This is a genomic window from Streptomyces sp. NPDC079020 (assembly GCF_044542225.1).
Lineage (GTDB): Bacteria > Actinomycetota > Actinomycetes > Streptomycetales > Streptomycetaceae > Streptomyces.
In genome coordinates, this window is the sequence record NZ_JBITUB010000006.1 from 309,607 (window position 1) to 332,431 (window position 22,825).

At 72.2% G+C, this 22,825-nt stretch carries 20 protein-coding genes and 1 tRNA gene; 12 read left to right on the forward strand and 9 right to left on the reverse strand.

Annotation, left to right across the window (positions count from 1 at the left end; all coding sequences use genetic code 11):
* Positions 1-152 precede the first annotated feature (152 nt).
* Positions 153-2,714 (reverse strand): SUKH-4 family immunity protein, encoded by a 2,562-nt coding sequence (locus ACIGJO_RS15395; protein WP_399958162.1) that lies wholly within the window; start codon positions 2,712-2,714, stop codon positions 153-155.
* A 5-nt stretch (positions 2,715-2,719) separates the two neighbouring features.
* Positions 2,720-3,697: an SMI1/KNR4 family protein gene (locus tag ACIGJO_RS15400; RefSeq protein WP_399957736.1), complete on the reverse strand. Its 978-nt coding sequence runs from the start codon at positions 3,695-3,697 to the stop codon at positions 2,720-2,722.
* Between the two features lie 236 nt (positions 3,698-3,933).
* Between ACIGJO_RS15400 and ACIGJO_RS15405 the strand changes: the two genes are divergently transcribed.
* Both ACIGJO_RS15405 and ACIGJO_RS15410 read left to right on the forward strand, forming a co-directional pair.
* Positions 3,934-4,458, forward strand: a complete 525-nt coding sequence (locus tag ACIGJO_RS15405) for a YwqJ-related putative deaminase (RefSeq protein WP_399957739.1) — start codon at positions 3,934-3,936, stop codon at positions 4,456-4,458.
* A gap of 10 nt (positions 4,459-4,468) precedes the next feature.
* Positions 4,469-4,969 carry an SUKH-3 domain-containing protein gene (locus tag ACIGJO_RS15410; protein ID WP_399957742.1) on the forward strand — a complete coding sequence of 167 codons (501 nt, stop codon included), beginning with the start codon at positions 4,469-4,471 and terminating at the stop codon, positions 4,967-4,969.
* Between the two features lie 197 nt (positions 4,970-5,166).
* Here the strand turns inward: ACIGJO_RS15410 and ACIGJO_RS15415 are convergent, their stop codons facing one another.
* Positions 5,167-6,483 carry a sensor histidine kinase gene (locus tag ACIGJO_RS15415; protein ID WP_399957745.1) on the reverse strand — a complete coding sequence of 439 codons (1,317 nt, stop codon included), beginning with the start codon at positions 6,481-6,483 and terminating at the stop codon, positions 5,167-5,169.
* A gap of 271 nt (positions 6,484-6,754) precedes the next feature.
* Between ACIGJO_RS15415 and ACIGJO_RS15420 the strand changes: the two genes are divergently transcribed.
* The 6 genes from ACIGJO_RS15420 (at position 6,755) to ACIGJO_RS15445 (ending at position 11,532) form a co-directional block, all read left to right on the forward strand.
* Positions 6,755-6,827, forward strand: a tRNA-Gln gene (locus ACIGJO_RS15420).
* Positions 6,828-6,936: 109 nt separating this feature from the next.
* Positions 6,937-8,385, forward strand: coding sequence for a bifunctional UDP-N-acetylglucosamine diphosphorylase/glucosamine-1-phosphate N-acetyltransferase GlmU (gene glmU / locus ACIGJO_RS15425; protein ID WP_399957748.1), 1,449 nt, complete (start codon positions 6,937-6,939; stop codon positions 8,383-8,385).
* A 119-nt stretch (positions 8,386-8,504) separates the two neighbouring features.
* Positions 8,505-9,482: a ribose-phosphate diphosphokinase gene (locus tag ACIGJO_RS15430; protein ID WP_399957751.1), complete on the forward strand. Its 978-nt coding sequence runs from the start codon at positions 8,505-8,507 to the stop codon at positions 9,480-9,482.
* A gap of 201 nt (positions 9,483-9,683) precedes the next feature.
* Positions 9,684-10,265, forward strand: a complete 582-nt coding sequence (locus tag ACIGJO_RS15435) for a 50S ribosomal protein L25/general stress protein Ctc (RefSeq protein WP_399957753.1) — start codon at positions 9,684-9,686, stop codon at positions 10,263-10,265.
* Positions 10,266-10,381: 116 nt separating this feature from the next.
* Entirely contained in the window at positions 10,382-10,975 is a 594-nt protein-coding gene (gene pth, locus ACIGJO_RS15440) for an aminoacyl-tRNA hydrolase (protein ID WP_399957756.1), read from the forward strand.
* An 86-nt stretch (positions 10,976-11,061) separates the two neighbouring features.
* Positions 11,062-11,532 (forward strand): hypothetical protein, encoded by a 471-nt coding sequence (locus ACIGJO_RS15445; protein ID WP_399957759.1) that lies wholly within the window; start codon positions 11,062-11,064, stop codon positions 11,530-11,532.
* A gap of 24 nt (positions 11,533-11,556) precedes the next feature.
* Here ACIGJO_RS15445 and ppc read toward each other — a convergent pair whose 3' ends face one another.
* Positions 11,557-14,286: a phosphoenolpyruvate carboxylase gene (gene ppc / locus ACIGJO_RS15450; RefSeq protein WP_399957761.1), complete on the reverse strand. Its 2,730-nt coding sequence runs from the start codon at positions 14,284-14,286 to the stop codon at positions 11,557-11,559.
* Between the two features lie 337 nt (positions 14,287-14,623).
* On the opposite strand from ppc, the gene ACIGJO_RS15455 reads away from it, so the two are divergent.
* Together ACIGJO_RS15455 and ACIGJO_RS15460 are read left to right on the forward strand one after the other, a co-directional pair.
* A complete protein-coding gene (locus ACIGJO_RS15455; protein ID WP_399957764.1) occupies positions 14,624-15,607 on the forward strand; it encodes an acyl-CoA desaturase in 984 nt (327 codons plus the stop codon).
* A complete protein-coding gene (locus ACIGJO_RS15460; RefSeq protein ID WP_266922897.1) occupies positions 15,604-16,290 on the forward strand; it encodes a TetR/AcrR family transcriptional regulator in 687 nt (228 codons plus the stop codon). The genes ACIGJO_RS15455 and ACIGJO_RS15460 overlap by 4 nt, the downstream gene beginning before the upstream one ends.
* Before the next feature lie 90 nt (positions 16,291-16,380).
* On the opposite strand, the gene ACIGJO_RS15465 is transcribed toward ACIGJO_RS15460, so the two are convergent.
* Positions 16,381-17,223: a trans-aconitate 2-methyltransferase gene (locus tag ACIGJO_RS15465; protein WP_399957766.1), complete on the reverse strand. Its 843-nt coding sequence runs from the start codon at positions 17,221-17,223 to the stop codon at positions 16,381-16,383.
* An 87-nt stretch (positions 17,224-17,310) separates the two neighbouring features.
* Between ACIGJO_RS15465 and ACIGJO_RS15470 the strand changes: the two genes are divergently transcribed.
* Entirely contained in the window at positions 17,311-17,808 is a 498-nt protein-coding gene (locus ACIGJO_RS15470; RefSeq protein ID WP_399957769.1) for a MarR family winged helix-turn-helix transcriptional regulator, read from the forward strand.
* 129 nt (positions 17,809-17,937) lie between these two features.
* Here ACIGJO_RS15470 and ACIGJO_RS15475 read toward each other — a convergent pair whose 3' ends face one another.
* Positions 17,938-18,729: a LuxR C-terminal-related transcriptional regulator gene (locus ACIGJO_RS15475; RefSeq protein ID WP_399957772.1), complete on the reverse strand. Its 792-nt coding sequence runs from the start codon at positions 18,727-18,729 to the stop codon at positions 17,938-17,940.
* 242 nt (positions 18,730-18,971) lie between these two features.
* On the opposite strand from ACIGJO_RS15475, the gene ACIGJO_RS15480 reads away from it, so the two are divergent.
* Positions 18,972-19,448, forward strand: coding sequence for a GNAT family N-acetyltransferase (locus ACIGJO_RS15480; RefSeq protein ID WP_399957776.1), 477 nt, complete (start codon positions 18,972-18,974; stop codon positions 19,446-19,448).
* Here ACIGJO_RS15480 and galK read toward each other — a convergent pair.
* The 3 genes from galK to galT are packed head-to-tail and all read right to left on the reverse strand — an operon-like array spanning position 19,390 to position 22,663.
* Positions 19,390-20,646, reverse strand: a complete 1,257-nt coding sequence (gene galK / locus ACIGJO_RS15485) for a galactokinase (protein ID WP_399957779.1) — start codon at positions 20,644-20,646, stop codon at positions 19,390-19,392. The two genes, ACIGJO_RS15480 and galK, sit on opposite strands and share 59 nt — an antisense overlap.
* Positions 20,643-21,623 carry a UDP-glucose 4-epimerase GalE gene (gene galE, locus ACIGJO_RS15490; protein ID WP_399957782.1) on the reverse strand — a complete coding sequence of 327 codons (981 nt, stop codon included), beginning with the start codon at positions 21,621-21,623 and terminating at the stop codon, positions 20,643-20,645. Before galE ends, galK begins: the two co-directional genes overlap by 4 nt.
* Positions 21,620-22,663 carry a galactose-1-phosphate uridylyltransferase gene (galT, locus tag ACIGJO_RS15495; RefSeq protein ID WP_399957785.1) on the reverse strand — a complete coding sequence of 348 codons (1,044 nt, stop codon included), beginning with the start codon at positions 22,661-22,663 and terminating at the stop codon, positions 21,620-21,622. The genes galE and galT overlap by 4 nt, the downstream gene beginning before the upstream one ends.
* Between the last annotated feature and the right edge of the window lie 162 nt (positions 22,664-22,825).

Sequence of the window (22,825 nt, forward strand, 5' to 3'; positions counted from 1 at the left end):
CGGTAATTGGTGACGGAAGTCTGAATCGATCAGCGGGATTCCGTGCGGAAGCGACCGGCATCACAGCCCGGGAAGCCGGAAGCGCCCGGTCCCCCTGGCTCATTCCAGGGGGACCGGGCGCTTCACAGCCATCGGCGACGGGGCTCGTACGGTCAGATCAGCCCGTCCCACATCTGTTCCAGCAGCACCGACCACCAGCTCTCCGGCGACGCGAGAGCCGCCGGGTCCAGAGCCACCAGCTGCGCCTGGAAATCGACGGTCCAGCGGCCCGCCTGCTCCGGGTTGAGCCCGAAGCGCAGCCGCCACATCCGGCCGAGCAGCGCCATCGAGCGCACGAACTCCGGCAGTCCGGTGTTGACGAACTGCGGCGGCACCGGCTGACCGCCCGGCCCTGCCTCCACCGGCACGGCCACGATGTTCGCCGTGCCGTACTGGACACAGATCGCCCGGCCGAAGTCCGTCCCCATCACGAGGTACGAGCCCGCGTCGGAGGCGGGCTGCACCTGCCGCTGCGTGGCCAGCTCGGCCAGTGTGGGCACCACCGGCTGACCCGGCTGCGCCCAGAAGAACGGCCCGAAATCGGCGGGCAGCCCCGCCCACACCAGGGTCCGCCCCACGATCTCGGGCACCCCCTGCCGGGACACGGCACGCTGGTCGAAGCGGAGCACACCCTGCGGGCCGAAGGCCTGGAGCAGCTCCTCCGCGACGGCCTCCGGCGGAATGGCCGGGGCGGGCGGCATCTGCGGCAGCGGTGCCCGTACCGGCGCGGGCCGGGCCGGGCCGTCGGCGACCTGGTGCAGCTCGCCCTGGTGCGTCAGCAGATGCTGCATGCCCTGCTGGCGGCTCGCGTGGTCGGTGCCGTACGGGGCGACGCTGGTGATCCGTACCTGCGGCCAGGTCTCCCGGATCATCCGGGCGCAGTAGCCGCCCGGCAGCTCGCAGGACTCCAGCTCGGTGTGCAGCTCGATCACCTGCTGCGGCGGCACGTTCATCGCGCGCAGCTCGTGCAGCATCTGCCACTCCGGGTGCGGGGTGCCGGGTGCCGAGCGGCGGATCAGCTGCTGCTCACTGCCGTCGGGCGCCCGGTAGCGCAGTACGGCCTGGTAGCCGGGCCCGACGGTCGGCTGACCGGTGGGCTGCTGCGGGTAGCCGTACGACGGAGGCGGCGGGGTGTGCGGGGCGTGCGGACCGTGCGGGGCGTGCGGGGTGTGCTGATTCGGCGGGCCGGGGGGCGTGGGCGCACCCGGAGCACCGGGCGGGCCGACCTGGCCGGGGCTCGCCAGCATCGTCGCGGCATGGTGCACCCCGCCACCGGGCGGCGGCGTGGAGCCGGGCGGAGGTCCGGGCGGTCCGGGAGGACCGGGGGGCTGCGGCGCACCGGCACCGGGAACGCCGGGAGGACCGGGAGGCTGCGGCGCACCGGCACCCGGAACGCCGGGAGCACCGGGCGGGCCCGGGGGCTGCGGGGCCGCGAGGCCGGCGGGGCCGCCGATACTGCTTCCGTCGGCGAACATCGTCGCCGCGTGGTGCATCCCGCCGCCGGGCGGGGGCGTGGCTCCGGGCGGACCGGGAGGTGTGGGGAGCCCCGGAGGCGGTGTCGCTCCGGGCGGCCCCGGAGGACCGGGCGGGCCGAGCTGGGAGACGAGTTGGGTCGGCACATAGCCGCCCGCCGGCGCACCGGGCGTACCCGGGCCCGAAGGGGGCGGCGGTGTCGCACCGGGGCGTACGCCGGGAGCCCCGGGGGCGCCGGGGGGCGGCGGAGTCGTCGAGACGCGCGCACCGCGCGGAGACACCTGGGCCTTGCTGGTGGCCGCGTCCGCGATGTCAGCGGCGTCGGGGCCGGGCCGCGTGTTCAGCGCGGGCGCGACGCTCGTGCGCGGCAACTGACTGCCGGCCGACATCAGCGCCGTGGGGGCGTCGGCCGGTACGACCGGCGGCGGGTTCCCCTCGTCGTCGGCCCCGGAGAGCGGCGGCGCGAACACGGTGGCGGGCAGCGGGACCGCGCCCTCGTCGGAACCCGCGTTGGTGTCGGTACCGGCCCACGGGGTGGCCCCGAAGGGGACGGGGGACGGCGCGGACGCGGGCACGCCCTCGGAGGCCGTGGGCTCGTAGTCGGCGGCGGGCACGGCCGGGACCACAGGGGGAACAGGCGCTGCGGGCGCGGCCGGGACCACGGGCGGAACAGGCGCTGCGGGCGGAACAGGCGATGCCGGTGCGGCGGGCGCCGCCGGGGCGGCAGGAGCGGCCGGAATCCCCGGGGCCGTATCCGTATCCGTGCCCGCATGCACGTCCGGGGCCGGAGCGGTGTCATCGTCCGTTCCGGCGCCCGCGCGGCGGTCCGGGATCCCCAGCTTGTCCGCCGCCTCCTGGAGCCACTCCGGCGGAGTCAGCAGGAAGGACGTCTGATTCAGGTCGATGCGCTGGGGCGGCTCCGGCGCGGCCGGTGCTCCGGCCGAGGCGCCGTACTCCTCCTCGTACCGCCGGATCACCTCGCCCACCGGCAGACCGGGCCACAGCGTGGCCTCACCGCTGTCACGGGCGATCACCAGCCGCTGCCGCCCGCCGTCCGAGACCGGGCCGTCCACCCGGTCCTCGGCCCACACCACGAAGCCGAGCTCGAACTCACGGACCCGCACCTCGCGGTGCTGGTACGCGGCCACGTCGCCGTTGACCCATTCGTCCGCCCGCTCCTGCGCCTGCGCGAAGGTCACCATCGCGCTCACCCCTCCACCGGGACGGCCTGCGCGAAGCCGCCGTCCACCATCAGGTTCGCCACGGTCTCCAGCTCCGGCGGGTTGCCCGCCAGCCGCTGGAGGAACACATCGAAGTCCGCACCGCAGGGCAGCAGCAGCCGTTCGGCCCGCTCCTGCACGCTCCAGCCGTCCTGGTCCCTGGCGTCGTCGTACGGGCAGAACCAGACCGAGCCGGTGCTGTCGCCCCGTACCTTCACGGCGAGGAGGCCGCCCTGGACGAAGCCGACGCCCAGGTAGTCCTTGGTGAAGTGGTCCCGCAGGCATTTGTTCACGTACAGCAGGTCGTTCATCGCGGCCTCCTCACGCACCGTGAAGAACGGCTGGTCCACCAGCAGTCCCAGCTCCGCGTCCAGCGCCGCGCCCACCGGGGCCGAACCGCCCGCTGCCTTCAGGAAGGTGCGGTACGCGCCCGGCAGCCGGTAGCCCAGGTCCTCCTCCACGTTCAGGACCTGGTGCTCGCTCACCGCCACGGCGCCCTTCGGCAGCCGGAAGTGCGCGGGCCGGGTCTCCTGGAGCGGACGGGTGCCGCGCCGGTTCTGGTCGACCGGAGTCGTGGCCAGGCCGGCGTGATGGCGCAGCAGCGCCTTCACCTCGACCGGGACCAGCTCCATCCGCCGGCCGCCCGCCACGTGGTGCCAGGTCCAGCCGTGCGGTGTGGCCACCGCCGGGATCGTGTCCCACAGCTCATGGCCGCTCGCCGCCAGTGCGGCGTTCGCCGACACGTAGTCGGTGAGCCGCAGCTCGTCGATGCCGAACCCCTGCGGGGGATCGGCGATCTCCGCGGCGGCACGCGCGTACGGCGAGAGTTCCGGATGGCCGTTCCCGTCCACGCGCACACCTCTGGGGTGGCGGGACGCCCGGACCGGGTCCGGGAAGTGCACGACCTGCCCGGCGTAGGCCGCGTTCGGTGGCGCGGCTTGCTGCCCGAGCCGACCTGTCGTCATGGCGGTTGCCCCCTGCTGCGTCTGGTGTTCCGCACAGCCTATGCGGTGGGGCAACAGGGGGTCCCGCCCCTCGGCATCGGTCACGAACCGTCACTTCGGCGTGACGGAGGAGCGACCGTTTCGCCCCCTTCGGGCGACACGAGGACGCGTTTCACCGCCCCAGCTTCCCCACGACCCGGCACATTTGGCAGGCTGTCCCCGCAACTCGGGGGATTGCAGGGAGGGACGCCAGCACCATGCATACGGCACAAACAACGACATCCGGGGACCCGCGACTCAGCTGGAGGAGCACCGAGGCCAGCCGCACCCCCCGCCTGCAGCACCGCCGCGACGGCATCCTGCCCGCCGTGGCCGCAGCGCTGTCCGTACGCGGAGAGACGCTCACCTGCACCGCGGGCAAGGGGGACCAGCCACCCGTGCTCCACCCGCTCGTCCAGGACTTCCTCGACGCCCTCGGCAGCGGCCAGCGCGAACGCTTCACCGGCCGCTGCCCCGAGGCCATATTGCTGTCCCGGCAGCTCACCGCCGCCGAGGGCAGCCGCTCCAAGCGGGCCCAGCGCAAGCCGCTGACCAACGGCGAGGCCCGCCGCGCGCTGAAGCACTCCCGCATCACCGCCCGCCGCATCCGCGAGGACGGCGACCCGCTGCACGGCAGCTACGCGCCGCCCTGCCGCTCCTGCACGGCGATGCTCGCCCACTTCGGCGTACGCCCCGTCGACCTCACCGCCACCGGGGCGGCGACCACCGCCGAGAAGGGCTGACCGCGCGCAGATGCACGACCGACATCAGCAGCACGCCTCCACCCGCTTCCCCGTCGCCGTCGACGCCGCCCTGCGCGACGCCGGCTGGCAGCCGGGGCGCTGGGACATCCGGCAGGCCGAGGAGTGGGCGGACGAGCTGCGCTCCCACGCCTCGCCCGCCGGGCATCAGCACGCCGTGTTCCCGGCGGCCGTCGAGGCCTGGGCGGAGTTCGGCGGGCTGCACATCACCGCCTCGGCGCCGGGCCGTCAGATCGCCCCGGCCGCGGTGCGCATCGACCCGTTGAGCGGGCTTCATCTCGCCCGGACGCTGGGCGATCTCGGACGGGCGCTGGAGACGGAGGTCAGCCCGCTCGGCGAGGAGGGGGAAGGGCAGGCCGTACTCGCGATCGACAGCGAGGGCCGCGTCTACAGCATCGACCACACGGGCGACTGGTACCTCGGCGCGGACATCGATCAGGCCCTGGCCACGCTGGTGACGGGCGCCCAGCCGTCGCGCCTGGCACCGGGCTGACGCCCCCCGGGCGGGGGGCGGTGCGCCCGCACGGGCCGGGGATCCTTGCGGGGCTGTGATCCGTACGGGCCGTGTACCCGCACAAGCCCGGGATCCGCACAGGCCCGGGATCCGCACAGGCCCAGGATCCGCACAGGCCCAGGATCCGCACAGGCCGTGCACCCCGCACAAGCCGCGGGTCCGCGCGGTCCTCCGGCTCAGCCCGCGTCCGGCAGTACCGCCGAGACCCGGAAGCCCCCCGCGTCCGTCGGGCCGGAGACGAACACGCCGCCCAGCCCCAGCACCCGCTCCCGCATCCCCACCAGGCCGTTGCCCCCGCTCGGCAGTCCCGCGTCCGCCGCGGCGCTGTCCGAGGGGCCGTTCTCCACCTGCATCGCGACCTCCTCGCCGCGGTGCGCGAGCCGTACCCAGGTCCTCGCCCCCGCCGCGTGCTTGTGCACGTTCGTCAGGGCCTCCTGCACCACCCGGTACGCGGTCTGCTCGACCTCGGGCGCGTACGCGCGCAGCTCACCGTGGACCGAGAGCTCGACCGTCATCCCGGCCTCCCGTGACTGCGCGACGAGCTTCTCCACCTCGTGCAGGCGCGGCCCGTCCTCGCTCGCGGCCGCCGCCGCGGCGGCGGCGGCGGCCCGGCCCACCTCGGCGAGCGGCGGACGGCTTCCCGCCGCGGGCGCGACCAGCGCGTCGCCGCTGCGCAGGACACCGAGCATCTCGCGGAGCTCGGTCAGCGCCTGGCGTCCCATGTCGCCGACCAGCGCGGCGTTGCGCACGGCCTTGGCGGGGTCCTTCGGGGCGACCGCCTGGAGCGCCGCCGCGTGGACGACCATCAGGCTGACCCGGTGCGCGACCACGTCGTGCATCTCCCGGGCGATGCGGGTGCGCTCCTCGGTCCGCGCCCACTCCGCGCGTTCCTCGGCCCGGTCGGCGAGCAGTGAGAGCTCCCGCTCCAGGGAGTCCGCCCGCTCCCGCAGGCTCTCCATGAGCCGGCGCCTGGCCCCTATGTAGAGGCCGAACAGCAGCGCGGGCGCCGTCAGCCCCAGCGACATGAACAGCGAGGTCAGCGGTACGTACCAGTCGCCGGGCCCGAAGTCGGTCTGCGCGGTGACGCTCTGGCGCATCCGTACGTAGGTGACGATGAGCGTGCCGACGAACGACATTCCGGTCAGTACGACGGTGATCCTGCGCGGCACCTCGGACGCGGCCAGTGTGTACAGGCCGACGAGGCCCATCAGGAAGCCCATCTCGGCGGGCGTCGTCGCGATCGACACGAGCACCACGGCGATCGGCCAGCGCCTGCGTACCACCAGGACCGAACCGGCGATCAGCCCGAACAGCACCCCGATCGGCACCGGCAGTCCGGTGTCCCGGGCGAAATCAACCCCCTCCAGCGCACACTCCAGCGCCGAGAGGAGCGCCAGCCCCACGTCCAGGGCGACACCGCGCCGCCGTTCCCACCACCAGTAGCCGCGGGTGGTAGGGCCCGCCGCTTCCTGGTCTGCCCCCGTTGCGGTCATGCCTTCCAGCCTACGGGCGCACGCATCTCATTTTCGGGTGACCCGGACACCGCGCGCCGTATGCGAGCAAGAACACCATCGGCCCGCGGCGCGGGCACCTTGTCGCCCTTGTCCTTCTTGTCTTCCTTGCCACCTCCGGCCGCCCGCTCCCGCCCGCCCAGGCGCGGCCGGGAGCGGGCGGGTTCGTCGTCGCGGAGAAGGCGGTCGGTACGGCATAGTGTTGGGTGCCGATCCGGCGGGCCGACACAATGTCCGGTTCAGTCGGAATTGATCCCCCATGGTGTAATCAGGCAGCACTGCGGTTTTTGGTACCGTCTGTTCAGGTTCAAATCCTGATGGGGGAGCACACGCACTCGGGCCCCGACCTCACCGGTCGGGGCCCGCGCTCGTTTCACGCGGAAGCACCCCCGGTATCCTGCGGATGTCCACCACCCGAAGCCGAAGGGCACATCCGTGAGCGCCATCAGCCCGGCCGCCGTCGTCGTCCTCGCAGCGGGTGAAGGCACCCGCATGAAGTCGAAGACTCCCAAGGTTCTGCACGAGATCTCCGGGCGCTCGCTCGTCGGACATGTCGTCGCCGCCGCCCGCGAGCTGGACCCCCAGCACCTCGTCGTGGTCGTCGGCCACGCGAGCGAGCGGGTCACCGCGCACCTCTCCGCCGGCGACACCCCCGTACGGACGGCCTACCAGGCCGAGCAGAACGGCACCGGCCACGCCGTGCGCATCGGGCTCCAGGAGCTCGGCGGCTCCGTCGAGGGCACCGTGATCGTCGTCTGCGGCGACACCCCGCTGCTCTCCGGCGCGACGCTCACCGCGCTCGCCGCCACGCACGCCTCCGACGCCAACGCCGTCACCGTGCTGACCGCCGAGGTCCCCGACTCCACCGGCTACGGCCGCATCGTCCGCGACGCGGCCAGCGGCGCGGTCACCGGGATCGTCGAGCACAAGGACGCCACCGAGGAGCAGCGCGCGATCCGGGAGATCAACTCCGGGGTCTTCGCCTTCGACGGCCGGCTGCTCACGGACGCGCTCGGCAAGGTCCGTACGGACAACAGCCAGGGCGAGGAGTACCTCACCGACGTCCTGTCCATCCTGCGCGAGGCCGGGCACCGCGTCGGGGCCTGCGTCACCGCCGACCACCGCGAGATCCTCGGCATCAACAACCGGCTCCAGCTCGCCCAGGCCCGCACCCTGCTCAACGAACGGCTGCTGGAGCGGGCGATGCTGGCGGGCGTGACGGTGGTCGACCCCGCCTCGACGCTGATCGACGCCACGGTCACCTTCGAGCAGGACGTGACCGTGCACCCGGGCACGCAGCTGCTGGGGGCCACGCACCTGGGCGAGGACGCCGAGGTCGGCCCGAACACCCGGCTGAAGGACACGGTCGTCCACGCGGGCGCGCGCGTGGACAACACGGTCGCGGACTCGGCCGAGGTCGGCCCCGGGGCGTCGGTGGGCCCGTACGCCTATCTGCGGCCCGGCACACGGCTCGGCCCGAAGGCCAAGGCCGGTACGTACGTGGAGCTGAAGAACGCCACGATCGGCGAGGGCACGAAGGTCCCGCACCTGAGCTACGTGGGCGACGCGACGATCGGCGACCACACCAACATCGGTGCCGCCAGCGTGTTCGTGAACTACGACGGGGTGGCGAAGCACCACACGACGATCGGCTCCCACTGCCGTACCGGCTCGGACAATATGTTTGTGGCACCCGTCACGGTGGGGGACGGCGCGTACACCGCCGCCGGGTCGGTCATCACGAAGGACGTGCCCGCGGGTTCGCTGGCCGTGGCCCGGGGCCAGCAGCGGAATATCGAGGGCTGGGTGGCCCGGAAGCGTCCCGGCAGCGCGGCCGCGCAGGCCGCCCACGCGGCGTCCGGGGAACCCAACGGCGAAAGCTGACCGGAAACAGGTACGCCCGACACGGCGTACCGTGATAGATGCTCACCCATTTCGGCTGGCTCGTTGCACATCGGGACCTATGCGTGCGGCGCCAGATACACGTCTGAGGAGACTGTGCTGTGACCGGGATCAAGACGACCGGCGAGAAGAAGCTGATGCTCTTCTCCGGCCGCGCCCACCCCGAGCTGGCCGAGGAGGTCGCACACCAGCTGGGTGTCGGTCTCGTGCCGACGAAGGCCTTCGATTTCGCCAACGGTGAGATCTACGTGCGTTTCCAGGAGTCCGCACGTGGCGCCGACTGCTTCCTGATCCAGAGCCACACGGCTCCGATCAACAAGTGGATCATGGAGCAGCTGATCATGCTGGACGCGCTGAAGCGCGCGTCGGCCCGGTCCATCACGGTGATCGTGCCGTTCTACGGCTACGCCCGCCAGGACAAGAAGCACCGCGGTCGCGAGCCGATCTCGGCCCGTATGGTCGCGGACCTGATGAAGACGGCCGGTGCCGACCGCATTCTCACGGTCGACCTGCACACCGACCAGATCCAGGGCTTCTTCGACGGCCCGGTGGACCACCTGTTCGCGCTGCCGATCCTGGCCGACTACGTCGGTGCCAAGGTCGACCGCACCAAGCTCACGATCGTCTCCCCGGACGCCGGCCGGGTGCGGGTCGCCGACCGCTGGTGCGACCGCCTGGACGCCCCGCTGGCGATCGTCCACAAGCGCCGCGACAAGGACGTGCCCAACCAGGTCAGCGTCCACGAGGTCGTCGGCAACGTCGAGGGCCGGGTCTGTGTCCTGGTCGACGACATGATCGACACCGGTGGCACGATCTGCGCCGCCGCCGACGCCCTGTTCGCGCACGGCGCCGAGGACGTCATAGTGACGGCGACGCACGGCGTCCTCTCGGGCCCTGCCGCCGACCGACTGAAGAACTCCAAGGTCAGCGAGTTCGTCTTCACCGACACGCTGCCGACGCCGGGCGAGCTGGAGATCGACAAGATCACGGTGCTGTCGATCGCGCCGACCATCGCGCGCGCGGTGCGCGAGGTCTTCGAGGACGGTTCGGTCACGAGCCTCTTCGAGGAGCAGGAGTAATCCCTGCTCAGCCCGTGCCCGTAAGGGTGCGGTAGATCCACTTTGGGGTGCGGCCTCCCCGCCGGGTAGACTCAGCGAGTTGCTCGGCGAGGGAGGCCGTACCTGTTCGGTACGGCGGTCCGTTATCGACGCGCTCTTCGTAGCAGGCCTGTCGTGGGCCGGGTGACCATTCGACGTTCGTCACTTACGAGGAGTGCAACCATGGCCGAGATCAAGCTCGCCGCCCAGGTCCGTACCGAGTTCGGCAAGGGCGCCGCCCGCCGCACCCGCCGTGCCAACCAGGTCCCCGCCGTCGTCTACGGCCACGGCGCCGAGGCCGTCCACGTCAGCCTGCCGGCCCACGAGCTCCAGCTGGCGCTGCGTACCGCCAACGTCCTCATCGGTCTGGAGATCGACGGCAAGGACGCGCTGGTCATCCCGAAGGCCGTGCAGCGCAACCCGCTCAAGGGCGACATCGAGCACGTCGACCTGCTGACCGTCAAGCGCGGCGAGAAGGTCAACGTCGAGATCGCCGTGCACGCCGAGGGCGACCTGGCCCCGGGCGGCAACCTGCTGGAGTACGTGCAGAACACCCTGCTCGTCGAGGCCGAGGCCACCCACATCCCCGAGTCCGTCACGGTCTCCGTCAAGGGCCTGGACGCCGGTGACTCGATCCTGGCCAAGGACATCCCGCTGCCCGCCGGCTCCGTGCTGGCCGGCGACGAGGACGCCGTCGTGCTCCAGGTCGTCGCCGCGCAGTCCGAGGAGCCGGCCGACGCCGAGGCCGAGAGCACCGAGGCCTGAGCCTCACCGCACCTGCTTGACTGACGGGGTGGCGGTTCCCTTCCGGGGGTTCCGCCGCCCCGTTCGCCTGTACCGACACCTCATCCACTCGCCCGCACCCGAGGAGACCCAGCGCGATGTCCGACGCCACCGACCCCTGGCTGATCGTGGGCCTCGGCAATCCCGGCCCCGACTACGCGGCGAACCGCCACAACGTCGGTTTCATGGTCGCCGACCTGCTGGCGGAACGGATCGGCGGGAAGTTCAAGCGCGCCCAGAAGGCTCAGGCGCAGGTGCTGGAGGGCCGGATCGGTCCGCCCGGACCGGCGAGCCGCCGGGTGATCCTGGCGAAGCCGATGTCGTACATGAACCTGTCCGGCGGCCCCGTGACGGCGCTGCGCGACTTCTACAAGGTGCCCACCGACCACATCGTGGCGGTCCACGACGAGCTGGACATCGACTACGGCATGCTGCGGCTGAAGCTCGGCGGCGGCGACAACGGGCACAACGGACTGAAGTCCATGACCAAGTCGATGGGGCCGGACTACCACCGGGTGCGGTTCGGGATCGGACGGCCGCCGGGCCGGATGCAGGTCGCGGACTTCGTGCTGAAGGACTTCTCCTCCACCGAGCGCAAGGAGCTTGCGTACCTGGTCGACCGGTCGGCGGACGCGGTGGAGTGCCTGCTCGCGGAGGGGCTGGAGCGGGCGCAGAGCGCGTACAACTCCTGACATTCCCGCGGGATGCGCACGACCCGTGGGGCGATTTTCGGCCACAGGTTGACCCGGGGTGCCGGTCTGGCCAAGGATCTGCCCCCATGAAGCGGAGCTCTCCCCACCGCGCGATACTCTTCGGCCGGCTTGCCGCCATGGGTCTCGTAGCCCTGTTGTTGCTGGTCGCGGGCGCGTGGTCGTCCTGGAACACCGCCCATCACATCGTGCTGTCCAAGGGCCGTGAACACGGCACCATGACGGTCACCGGATGCGGTGAGGAATGGTGCACCGGCCCCTACGAGCCGGACGCGAAGTCGCCGGAACGTTCGCGGCTGACGGTGGAGAAGTCCGTCGCGGCGAAGAAGGGCGACCGTTTCCCCGTGGTCGTGAAGCCCGGCACCGATGCCGCCGTACGCGTCGGGACCCCGGGCTTCCTGCACGCCTGGATGCCGCTGGGCGGCTCCCTGCTGCTGGCCGCCCTGGTGATCGGCGGTGGCCTGCGGCTGTCCCGCACGGCCTGGGGCTTCGGGACGGCGGGTGCGGTCCTGCTGGTGGCGACGTTCGTCGCCCTGTGACAGGACCGCACCCCCCGGCGGCGGTCAGCCGGTGTTGCGCAGACCCGCGGCGACACCGTTCACGGTGAGCAGCAGGGCCCTGGCGAGCAGCGGGTCGGGCTCCTCGCCGCGCTCCGCGGCCCGGCGCTGACGGGCCAGCAGCGACACCTGGAGGTAGGAGATCGGGTCCAGGTAGGCGTCGCGGATGGAGAAGGTCTGCTGGAGCACCGGGCTGGTGCCGAGCAGTTCGGTGCCCCCGGTGACCTTGAGGACCTCGCTGACGGTGAGCGCGTGCTCGGCCTCGATGTCGGCGAAGACGTGCTTCAGCTCGTCGGGGACGAGTGTGTCGACGTAGTGCCGGGCGATGCGCAGGTCGGTCTTGGCCAGGGTCATCTCGACGTTGGACAGGAAGTTCTGGAAGAAGTGCCAGTGCTCGTGCATCTCGTCCAGGACCGTGCCGAGTCCGGCCTCGCGCAGGGCCTTGAGGCCCGAGCCGACGCCGTACCAGCCGGGCACGATCTGGCGGGACTGGGTCCAGCCGAACACCCACGGGATGGCCCGCAGTCCGTCCAGCCCGGCGCCCGAGTCGGGGCGGCGGGAGGGGCGGGAGCCGAGGTGCAGTTCGGCGAGCTGGTCCACGGGGGTGGAGGCGAAGAAGTACGCGGGCAGGTCCGGGTCCTCGACCAGCTTGCGGTACGCGCCGTGCGCCGCGTCGGAGACGGTGTCCATCGCCGCGTCCCAGCGGGCGAGGGCCTCGTCGGACTGGCGGGGCGCGGTGTGCAGCGCGGAGGCCTGGAGGGTGGCCGCGACGGTCAGTTCCAGGTTCTCCCGGGCGAGCGCGGGGATGAGGTACTTGTCGGAGATGACCTCGCCCTGCTCGGTCACCTTGATCTCGCCCTCCAGCGTGCCCCACGGCTGCGCGAGGATCGCGTCGTGCGAGGGGCCGCCGCCGCGGCCGACGGTGCCGCCGCGGCCGTGGAAGAGCCGCAGCCGCACGCCGTAGCGGTGGGCGACGTCGCGCAGCCGGCGCTGGGCGCGGTGGATCTCCCACTGGGAGGTGGTGATGCCGCCGAACTTGGAGGAGTCGCTGTAGCCGAGCATGACCTCCTGCACGTCGCCGCGCAGGGAGACGAGCCGGCGGTACGACGGGTCGGCGAGCATCTCGTCGAGGATGACGTCGGCGGCGCGCAGCTCGTCGGTGGTCTCCAGCAGCGGCACGATGCCGATCTTCGCCCAGCCGGCGTGCAGGTCCAGGAGGCCCGCCTCGCGGGCGAGGACTGCGGCGGCGAAGACGTCGTCGGCGCCCTGGCACATCGAGATGATGTAGGACTCGATGACCTCGGGGCCGAAGCGCTCGAAGGCTTCCTTGATGGTGTGGAACACACCGAGGGTCTTCTCGCCCGCGGCGTCCAGCGGGGCCGGGGTCGGGGCGAGCGGACGGCGTGAGCGGAGCTCCTTGGCGAGGAGCTTGCGCCGGTAGTCGCGCGGCATGTCGGCGTAGCGCCAGGACTCCTCGCCGAGCCGGTCGAAGAGCTGGCCGAGGGCGTGGTGGTGGGCGTCGGCGTGCTCGCGTACGTCCATGGTGGCGAGCTGGAGCCCGAACGCGGACAGGGTGCGGATGGTGCGGTCCATCCGGCCGTCGGCGAAGAGACCGCCGCGGTGCTCGCGCAGCGAGGTCTGGATGAGCGCGAGGTCGGCGATGAGTTCGGCGGTGCCGAGGTAGTCGCAGCCGGGGCGGTGCGGGGTGCCGGAGGCGAGGCGCTCGCGGGTGTTGACGAGCTTCTGCCGGATGCAGGTGGCCTTGAGGCGGTAGGGCTCCTCGGCGTTCAGCCGCTTGTAGCGGGGGCTGATCTCGGGGAGGCGTTCCAGGTCGGCCTGGAGGGAGGTCAGCAGCTCGTCGGTGGCGCCGGTGTAGCGGATGGAGTTGGAGAGCAGCCCGCGCAGGTAGTCGATGAGCTCCAGCGCGTCGGTGATGCCGTGCTCGTGCTGGAGGATCAGCACCTCCCAGGTAACGGCGGGCGTCACGTTGGGGTTGCCGTCGCGGTCGCCGCCGATCCAGGTGCCGAAGGTGAGCGGACGGGTGCCGGCGGGCAGTTCGACGCCGACGCGCTCCAGCTCGGCGGCGAGGTCCTCCAGGACGTCGCCGACGGCGTTGGCGTGCAGCTCGTCGAGGTAGTAGATGGCGTTGCGGGCCTCGTCGGCCGGCTCGGGCCGCACGACGCGCAGCTCGTCGGTCTGCCAGATGAGGTCGATGTTCTCGGCGAGCCGGAGATCGTGGCGGCGCCGGTCGGCCTCGATGACGGGGGTTTCGAGGAGCTCCGCGATCCGGCGGAGCTTGTTGAGCACGGAGCGCCGGGCGGCCTCGGTGGGGTGCGCGGTGAAGACGGGGCGGACGTTGAGGTTCTTCACCGTCTCCCGCAGGTGCTCGGGGTCGGCGTCCTTCAGCCGGTCGGCGGTACGGGCGAGGAGCCCGCCCTCCGCGGCGCGCCGGTCGCGCATCTCGTGGGCGCGGTGGACCTGCTCGGTGACGTTGGCGAGGTGGAAGTACGTGGAGAAGGCGCGCACGAGCTGCGCGGCGGTCTCCAGGTCCGTGTCGCCGAGGAGCTCGGCCGCGGCCTCGCCGTCGGTACGGGTCAGGGCGCGGACCCGCTCGACGAGGTCGAGGAGCTCCTGGCCTTCCTGACGTACGAGGGTCTCGCCCAGCAGGTCGCCGAGGCGGCGGATGTCCGCCCGCAGCTCGGGGCTGGCGGCAGGGGTCTGGTCGGCACTGCTCACAGTGTGCGGCTCCTTGCAGTGGTTGAGCACGGGATCCGGGGCCCTCGGCTGCAGCGGTGCTGTCGCCACGCCCCGACGAGCGGGTGCGGACCGCGCTGTCCGACCCTCCCAAGGATAGGTGTCGTCGCGAACGGCGTCTCGGCTGCACTGAGGGGTGAGACGGATGCCGTCGGCACGGTTCCCCTACCCGGTGCGCGCGCGGGGTATCGCCGGGGGACGTGCTGGACCGGCCTCTCGTGTTGTGGCCCCCGTCACTGCCATACTTACCAGGCCGTAGGTTACGGAACCGTAGCCAGGGCCGTCCGCCGTATATCTCCTCACCCCACAGAGGACTCGCATGCCGACCAGCCCCGATGTGATCGACGATCCCCACCGGGCCGCGGACACCCGCGCTCTGCCCCCCGCCACGCTCGGCGGCGACAAGAAGCGGTCGGTCGAGCAGATCGCCCTGCTGCTGTTCATCGTGGTGCCGTTCCTGGCCCTGGCCGCGGCGGTGCCGCTGGCCTGGGGACGCGGTGTCAGCTGGCTCGATCTGGGTCTGCTGGTGGCGATGTACTACATCGGCTGCCACGGGATCACGATCGGCTTCCACCGCTACTTCACGCACGGCGCCTTCAAGGCGAAGCGTCCGCTGCGCATCGCGGTCGCGATCGCCGGGTCGCTGGCCGTGGAGGGCCCGCTGGTGCGCTGGGTGGCCGACCACCGCAAGCACCACCGGTTCTCCGACGCGGAGGGCGACCCGCACTCGCCGTGGCGGTTCGGCGAGAGCCTGCCGGCCCTGATGAAGGGCCTGTGGTGGGCCCACATCGGCTGGATGTTCGACGAGGAGCGGACGTCGCAGCAGAAGTACGCCCCGGATCTGATCAGGGACCCGGCGCTGGTCGCGATCTCCCGGCACTTCCTCGGCTTCACCATCGCCTCGCTGGCGATCCCGCCGCTGGTCGGCGGTCTGGTGACGATGTCCTGGTGGGGCGCGGCCACCGCGTTCTTCTGGGGCTCGCTGGTACGGGTGGCTCTGCTGCACCACGTCACCTGGTCGATCAACTCGATCTGCCACGCGGTCGGCAAGCGCCCCTTCAAGTCCCGTGACAGGTCCGGGAACGTGTGGTGGCTGGCGGTCCTGTCCTGCGGCGAGTCCTGGCACAACCTGCACCACGCGGACCCGACGAGCGCCCGGCACGGAGTGCTGCGCGGCCAGGTCGATTCGAGCGCCCGGCTGATCCGCTGGTTCGAGAAGCTGGGCTGGGCGTACGACGTCCGCTGGCCCGACGCCGCCCGTATCGACGCCCGGCGCAAGCCCGCACAGGCAGACGCGGCATGATTGACGACGTGGCGACCGACGGAAGCACAAGCGGCGAGAAGAGCAGACCCTCCCCCACCCGCCGGACCCGACGGGTCCGGATGACCGGCAAGGAGCGGCGCGAACAGCTGCTGGACATCGGCCGCACCCTGTTCGCCGACAAGGGGTTCGAAGGCACCTCGGTGGAGGAGATCGCGGCCCGTGCCGGGGTCTCCAAGCCGGTGGTGTACGAGCACTTCGGCGGCAAGGAGGGCCTGTACGCCGTCGTGGTCGACCGCGAGATGCGTCAGCTGCTGGACATGGTGACGGGCGCCCTCACGGCGGGCCATCCCCGCGAGCTGCTGGAACAGGCGGCGTTCGCGCTGCTCGACTACATCGAGACGTACACCGACGGCTTCCGGATCCTGGTCCGCGACTCCCCCGTCGCCCAGTCGACCGGCACGTTCGCGTCCCTGATCAGTGATATCGCCACACAGGTCGAGGACATCCTGGGGCTGGAGTTCAAGGCCCGCGGCTTCGAACCGAAGCTGGCCCCGCTGTACGCGCAGGCCCTGGTGGGCATGGTGGCGCTGACCGGCCAGTGGTGGCTGGACGTCCGCAAGCCGAAGAAGGCGGAGGTCGCCGCCCATCTGGTGAACCTGGCCTGGCACGGTCTGGAGAACCTGGAGTCGAAGCCGCGCCTGATAGGCCACCGCAAGAACTGAGCCGCGGCGTCACCCGACGCGGTGACGCCGCGGGACACCCGCCCGTCCCCCCGGTACCGGCATCGATACCGGCAGCACGCCCGCGGGCCGTCAGCCCCGCTTGCGCGCGACCGCGAAGAGGCGGCGGAACGGGAAGACCGTGCCGTGCGGGCCCGGCGGGTACGCGGTGCGGAGCAGGTCGCGGTATTCGGCGAGGAACGCGTCGCGGGCCCCGGGGTCGTCGGCCAGCGCCGTGAGGACCGGGCGCAGGGCGGTGCCCTTGACCCAGTCCAGGACGGGGTCCTCACCGGGCAGGGTCTGGAGGTAGGTGGTCTCCCAGACGTCCGCCTCGCAGCCCAGGTCCTGGAGCCGGGTCAGGTAGTCGGCGGGGGTGAGGACGGCGGCCGTGCGGTCGCCCACCCCGTGCAGCAGGGGGCGCCAGCGGTCGGACTCGCGCAGCGCGGCGAGCAGTGTGTGGCTGGGGGCGGTGAAGTTGCCGGGGACCTGGAACGCGAACGTGCCGCCGGGGGCCAGGGCGTCCAGCCAGACCGGGAAGCGGTTCCCGTGGGCGGGGAGCCACTGGAGCAGGGCGTTCGAGACGATCAGGCCGTACGTCTCCGCGGGGATCCACGTCGCCACGTCGGCCCGGGTGAAGTCCAGGAGGGGGCGGGCGTGGGCGGCGGCCTCCTCCAGCATCTGCGGGGAGTTGTCGTAGCCCGTGATCCGGGCCTTTGGCCAGCGGTCGGCCAGCAGCGCGGTGACATTGCCCGCGCCGCAGCCGAGGTCGGCGATACGGGGCGCCGGGTGGCCGGGGAGGTCACCGATCCGGGCCAGCAGGTCGCGGAACGGGCGGGTGCGGTGGTCCGCGTGGCGCAGGTACTGCCCCGGGTCCCAGGCGGGCGCGGGGGCGGACGGGGGTGTGGGAACGGCGGGCGAAGAGGCGGAATCGGTCATGGGACAGCATCGGCACCGAACTATCTTGATGTCAAGACACTTGAATTCAAGAGACTTCATGTCGACAGACCCTCTACACTGATCGACATGGAGGACGAGGTCGACCGACTGGTCGCTGCATGGCGCCGCGAGCGCCCCGACCTCGACGTGGAACCGCTTGAGGTGCTGAGCCGTGTCTCGCGCCTGGCCCGCCACCTCGACCGGGCCCGCCGGATCGCCTTCTCCGAGCACCATCTGGAGCCGTGGGAGTTCGACGTGCTGACGTCGCTGCGCCGCGCGGGCGACCCGTATCAGCTCTCACCCGGCCAGCTGCTGACCCAGACCCTGGTCACCTCCGGCACGATGACCAACCGCATCGACCGGCTGACCAAGAAGAACCTCGTCGAGCGGCTGCCCGACCCGAGCGACCGCCGGGGTGTGCTCGTCCGGCTGACCGCCGAGGGCCGCGACAAGGCCGACCAGTCGCTGGCCGGGCTGCTCGCCCAGGAGCGCGCCATCCTCGGCGAGCTGTCCCGTCAGCAGCAGGCCGAACTGGCCGGCCTGCTGCGCCAGTTGACCGCACCGTTCGACAACTTCCCGACCTGAGGCCCGGCCCGGGGCCGGAACCGGCCGCCCGGCCCGCGACGTGCCCGCCCGGACCCGCGACGCATCCGTACAGCCGACGGCGCGACCGTACAGCCCGCGACGTATCCGTACAGCCGACGGCGTGACCGTTCAGCCCGCGGCGTGCCCGTGCAGTCCGGCGGCGTGCCCGGCGAGCTCCACCACATCGCCGTTCAGCTCGGCGGGGCCCACCCCCGCCCTCCTGGCCAGCGCCACCGCGGCCAGCGTCGAGTGCACGCCCAGCTTGCCCAGCACGTTCTGCATATGCGTACGCACCGTGTGCGGGGACAGGAAGAGCCGCTCGGCCACCGCCTTGCGGCCCAGCCCCGCCACCATGCAGCGCAGCACCTCGCGCTCGCGCGGCGTCAGCGACTCCACCAGCCGTTCGCTCTCGGTGCGGTGCTTGCGGGCCGCGGTCAACTCCCGCAGGACGCCCGTCAGCAGGGCGGGCGGCAGATGTGTCTCGTCGCGCAGCACGCCCCGTATCACCGCGAGGAGCCGCTGGAGCGAGCTGTCCTTGGCCACCCAGCCGGAGGCCCCGGCCTGGAGAGCCCGCGCGGCCCGGCGCGGGTCGTCCCGCTCGGCGAGCACCACCGTGCGCACCGCCGGCCGGTCCGAACGGACCCCGGCCACCAGGGAGATGCCGTCCACCGGACGCCCGTCCCCCTGCTGCGCGACGGGTACGGTACGGGCGACGCCCGCGGCCAGGGCGCCCAGTTCGGCATCGATCAGCATCACGTCGTAGCCGTGCCCTTCGGCCGCCGCGCGCTCCAGACAGCGCAGCGCGGCGGGACCGCTGCCCGCCGCCGCCCCGTCGACGTCCGGCTCGGCCGCGAGGGCCGCGGCGAGCGACTCGGCGAAGATGCGGTGATCGTCGACCACGAGAACCCGGATTCGAGCCACAGACATCCCCTTCGGCGGGGACGGTCCGGTACGGGTACGACACCCGGAGCATCGGGATGGTCCTCGGCACCACGGCCGCCGCCGTGCGCCGACTGGCACCCCGCCCCGGGCGTCGTACCCGACTGTCTCGCCCCCTGAATCGGCACCGGCCCCCACCGGTGCTGGGATCAGCGTACGGGCGGGGGCCGACGGGGGAAGCCGATTCGCGGAACTGGTTGCCCACGGTGTTTAGGGTGTGCTGCATGTTCCGTCTTGAGACAGAAGTGGACAGAGAACGACGCAATCTGCTGAACGGCCGGCTGCGGGACGACAACAGAGCCGCCTCATCGGAGCTGCGGGCACTGCTCACCACCCCTGCCGAGCACGAAGTCCCGCTGGAGGTATGGGCGCTGGACGAACAGGGCGGGATCGTCGGCGGTCTGACCGGACGCACCTGGGCGTACTGGCTCCATGTGGAACTGCTCTGGGTCGAGGCGACCCACCGCGGGCTCGGCCTCGGCTCGCTGTTGCTCACCGAGGCCGAACGGGTGGCCCGCACGGAGCGGGACTGCACCGCTTCCCGGGTGGAGACCTGGGACTTCCAGGCCCCCGGCTTCTACCGGAGCCACGGGTACGAGGAGGCCGGGCGGGTGGACGACTACCCGCCCGGAGTCACCGAGTTCATCCTGACGAAGCGGCTGGGGCGAGGCGGCGGGCACCCGCCGACGGTACGGCGGTGAACACACCGGGCGCCGCGTAGCCGGCCGAGGCGAACGCCTCCAGAACGGCGCGGGTGACCGCGTCCGCGGCCGCCACGTCCACCAGCACGATCGCCGAGCCGCCGAAGCCGCCGCCGGTCATCCGGGCCCCGAGCGCCCCGGCCCCGTTCGCCGCCGAGACCGCCAGGTCCAGCTCCGGGCAGGAGACCCGCAGATCGTCCCGGAGCGAGGCATGGCCCGCGGTCAGGACCGGGCCCACGGCCGGTGCGTCCCCCGCGTCGAGCAGCTCGATGACCTGCTCGACGCGCTGGTTGTCACTGACCACATGGCGAACGAAGCGCAGGACGGACTCGTCCGCCCCGGCCGCCGCCAGCCTCTCCAGTGCCGCGCCGAGACCGTCGTACGGGAGGTCCCGCAGCGCCGGTATGCCCAGGAGCCGGGCACCTTCCTCGCAGCCCGCCCGGCGCTCGGCGTAGGCGCCGTCGCCGAGGGCGTGCTTGACCCGGGTGTCGACGACCAGGAGCGTCAGCCCCTGGGCGGCCAGGTCGAAGGGGACCTGGCGGCTGCCGAGGTCACGGGTGTCCAGGTACAGGAGGTGGCCCTCGGTGCAGCAGGCCGAGGCCATCTGGTCCATGACCCCGCAGGGCACGCCGACGAACGCGTTCTCGGCGCGCTGGCCGAGCACCGCGAGCTCGGGAGCGGTCAGGCCCAGCCCGAACAGATCGTTCAGGGCGAGCGCGGTGACGACTTCGAGGGCGGCGGACGAGGAGAGCCCGGCCCCGGTGGGGACCGTGGAGCTCAGCTGGATGTCGGCGCCGGTGATCCGGTGGCCGGCCTCGCGCAGCGCCCAGACGACACCGGCCGGGTAGGCGGCCCAGCCGTGGCCCGCGTGCGGGGCCAGCTCGTCGACACGGAGCTGGACGACGCCGCCGGGCACATCGGCGGAGTGCAGCCGGAGCACACCGTCGGTGCGCCGGGAGACGGCCGCGCGTGCCGTGTGCGGGAGGGCGAGCGGCATCACGAAACCGTCGTTGAAGTCGGTGTACTCACCGATCAGGTTCACCCTTCCGGGCGCGGCCCAGACCCCCTCGGGCTCGGTCCCGTACAACGCGGTGAAGGCGGCGGCCGGCTCGGCGTTCCGCGCCGCCGTACCGGAAGCGGCACGGGCGGCGGCATCGGTCACGGCGTCGGTGGTGGCGTCGGTGGTGGCATCGGTCATGGGGCGGTGGGCTCCTCTCGGCGGGCGAACGCCCAGGCGTCGGCGATGATTCCGTCCAGGCCGGAGCGGGACGGCTGCCAGCCGAGCCGCTTCCTGGCGGCGTCGGCGGAGGCGACCAGCACGGCCGGGTCGCCGGCCCGGCGCGCGGCGGCGGTCTCGGGGACGGGGTGACCGGTGACCTGGCGGACGGTCTCGACGACCTCGCGCACGGAGAAGCCGTTGCCGTTGCCGAGGTTGCAGATCAGGTGCTCGCCGGGGACGGCCGCGTCGAGGGCCAGCAGATGGGCCTCGGCGAGGTCGGCGACATGGATGTAGTCGCGGACGCAGGTGCCGTCCGGGGTCGGGTAGTCCTCGCCGTAGACGGAGATCGACTCGCGCTGCCCGAGGGCGACCTGGAGGACGAGCGGGATCAGATGCGTCTCGGGCGCGTGGCGCTCCCCGTAACCGCCGTACGCTCCGGCCACGTTGAAGTAGCGCAGCGAGACGGCGGCCAGGCCGTGCGCGGCCGCCTCGCCGGTGATCATGTGGTCGACGGCGAGCTTGGAGGCACCGTACGGGCTGGTCGGCGCGGTGGGGTCGGACTCCGTGATGGGGCTGGAGACCGGTTCGCCGTAGGTGGCCGCGGTGGAGGAGAAGACCAGGGTGCGCACCCCGGCGTCGCGCATCGCGGCGAGCAGGTCCATGGTGCCGCCGACGTTGTTCACCCAGTACTTCGCGGGGTCGGCGACGGACTCGCCGACCTGGGAGTACGCGGCGAAGTGCAGCACCCCGTCGTAGCCGGGGTCCAGCCAGCGGGCCGCGTCCTGGACGCGGCCCTCGATGAACTCGGCCCCGGCGGGGACGCCCTCCCGGAACCCGGTGGACAGGTCGTCGAGGACGGTCACCGCGTGCCCGGCCTCCAGCAGATGCGCGGCGACGACGCTGCCGACGTATCCCGCGCCGCCGGTCACCAGGTACTTCTTCCGGGGGTTGCTCATTCGCTCGCTACCTCTCGCAGTCGCTGGGCCGCGGCTTCCGGCGGCACATCGTTGATGAACACACTCATGCCGGACTCGGAACCCGCGAGGAACTTCAGCTTGCCGGAGGTACGTCGAATGGTGAAAAGCTCCAGATGGAGCCCGAAGTCCTCCCGGTCCGGCACCCCGAACGGCGCCTGGTGCCAGGCGGAGATGTACGGGGTCGGCGGTTCACCGGGGCCGAAGATCCGGTCGAACCGCCTCAAGAGTTCCAGATAGACCTGTGGGAACTCCGTGCGCGCGGCCTCGTCCAGTTCCCGCAGGTCGGGGACGCGGCGGCGCGGGTGGAGGTGGACCTCGTAGGGCCAGTGCGCGGCGTACGGCACGAAGGCGATCCAGTGCTCGCCGGCAAGGACGACGCGTGAGCCGTCCGCCTCCTCGCGGGCCACGACGTCGTCGAAGAGGTTGCGGCCGGTCTCCTCGCGGTGCCGGCGGGCCGAGCGCAGCATCAGCTCGGTGCGCGGGGTGACGAAGGGGTAGCCGTAGATCTGGCCGTGCGGGTGGCCGAGGGTCACCCCGATCTCGGCCCCGCGGTTCTCGAAGCAGAAGACCTGGGTGACCTGGTCCAGTCCGGCGAGTTCGGCGGTGCGGTCGGTCCAGGCGTCGAGGACCAGGGCGACGCGTTCCTCGGTGAGGTCGGCGAAGGACGCGTGGTGGTCGGAGGTGAAGCAGACGACCTCGCAGCGGCCGGCGTCTCCGGCGAGGGAGGGGAAGCGGTTCTCGAAGACGGCGACGTCGTAGTGGTCGTCGGGGATCTCGCTGAGCCGCCCGTCCCGCGAGGGGCAGAGCGGGCACTCGTCGGCCGGCGGGTGGTACGTACGCCCCTGCCGGTGCGAGGCGATGGCCACCGAGTCGCCCAGGAGCGGGTCGTGGCGGATCTGCGACGAGGTCGAGACCGGGTCCAGGGGGCGTCGGTCGACGGCGTCGCGGACGGTGTCGTCCGCGGCGTCGTAATAGATCAGTTCACGGCCGTCGGCGAGGGGCGTAACCGTCTTCTTCACCAGGTTCCTCCAAACATAACCGCACATAACTAATCATGAACAAACACCTCCGTCAATGGTCCGGCCGGCCGCCCATATCGGCGCACCCCGGCTCCGGAACCGGGCCCCGTGCACGCGAAGCGCTTCGCCCGACAAGGGCATACCCCTCCATAGCGCCACACT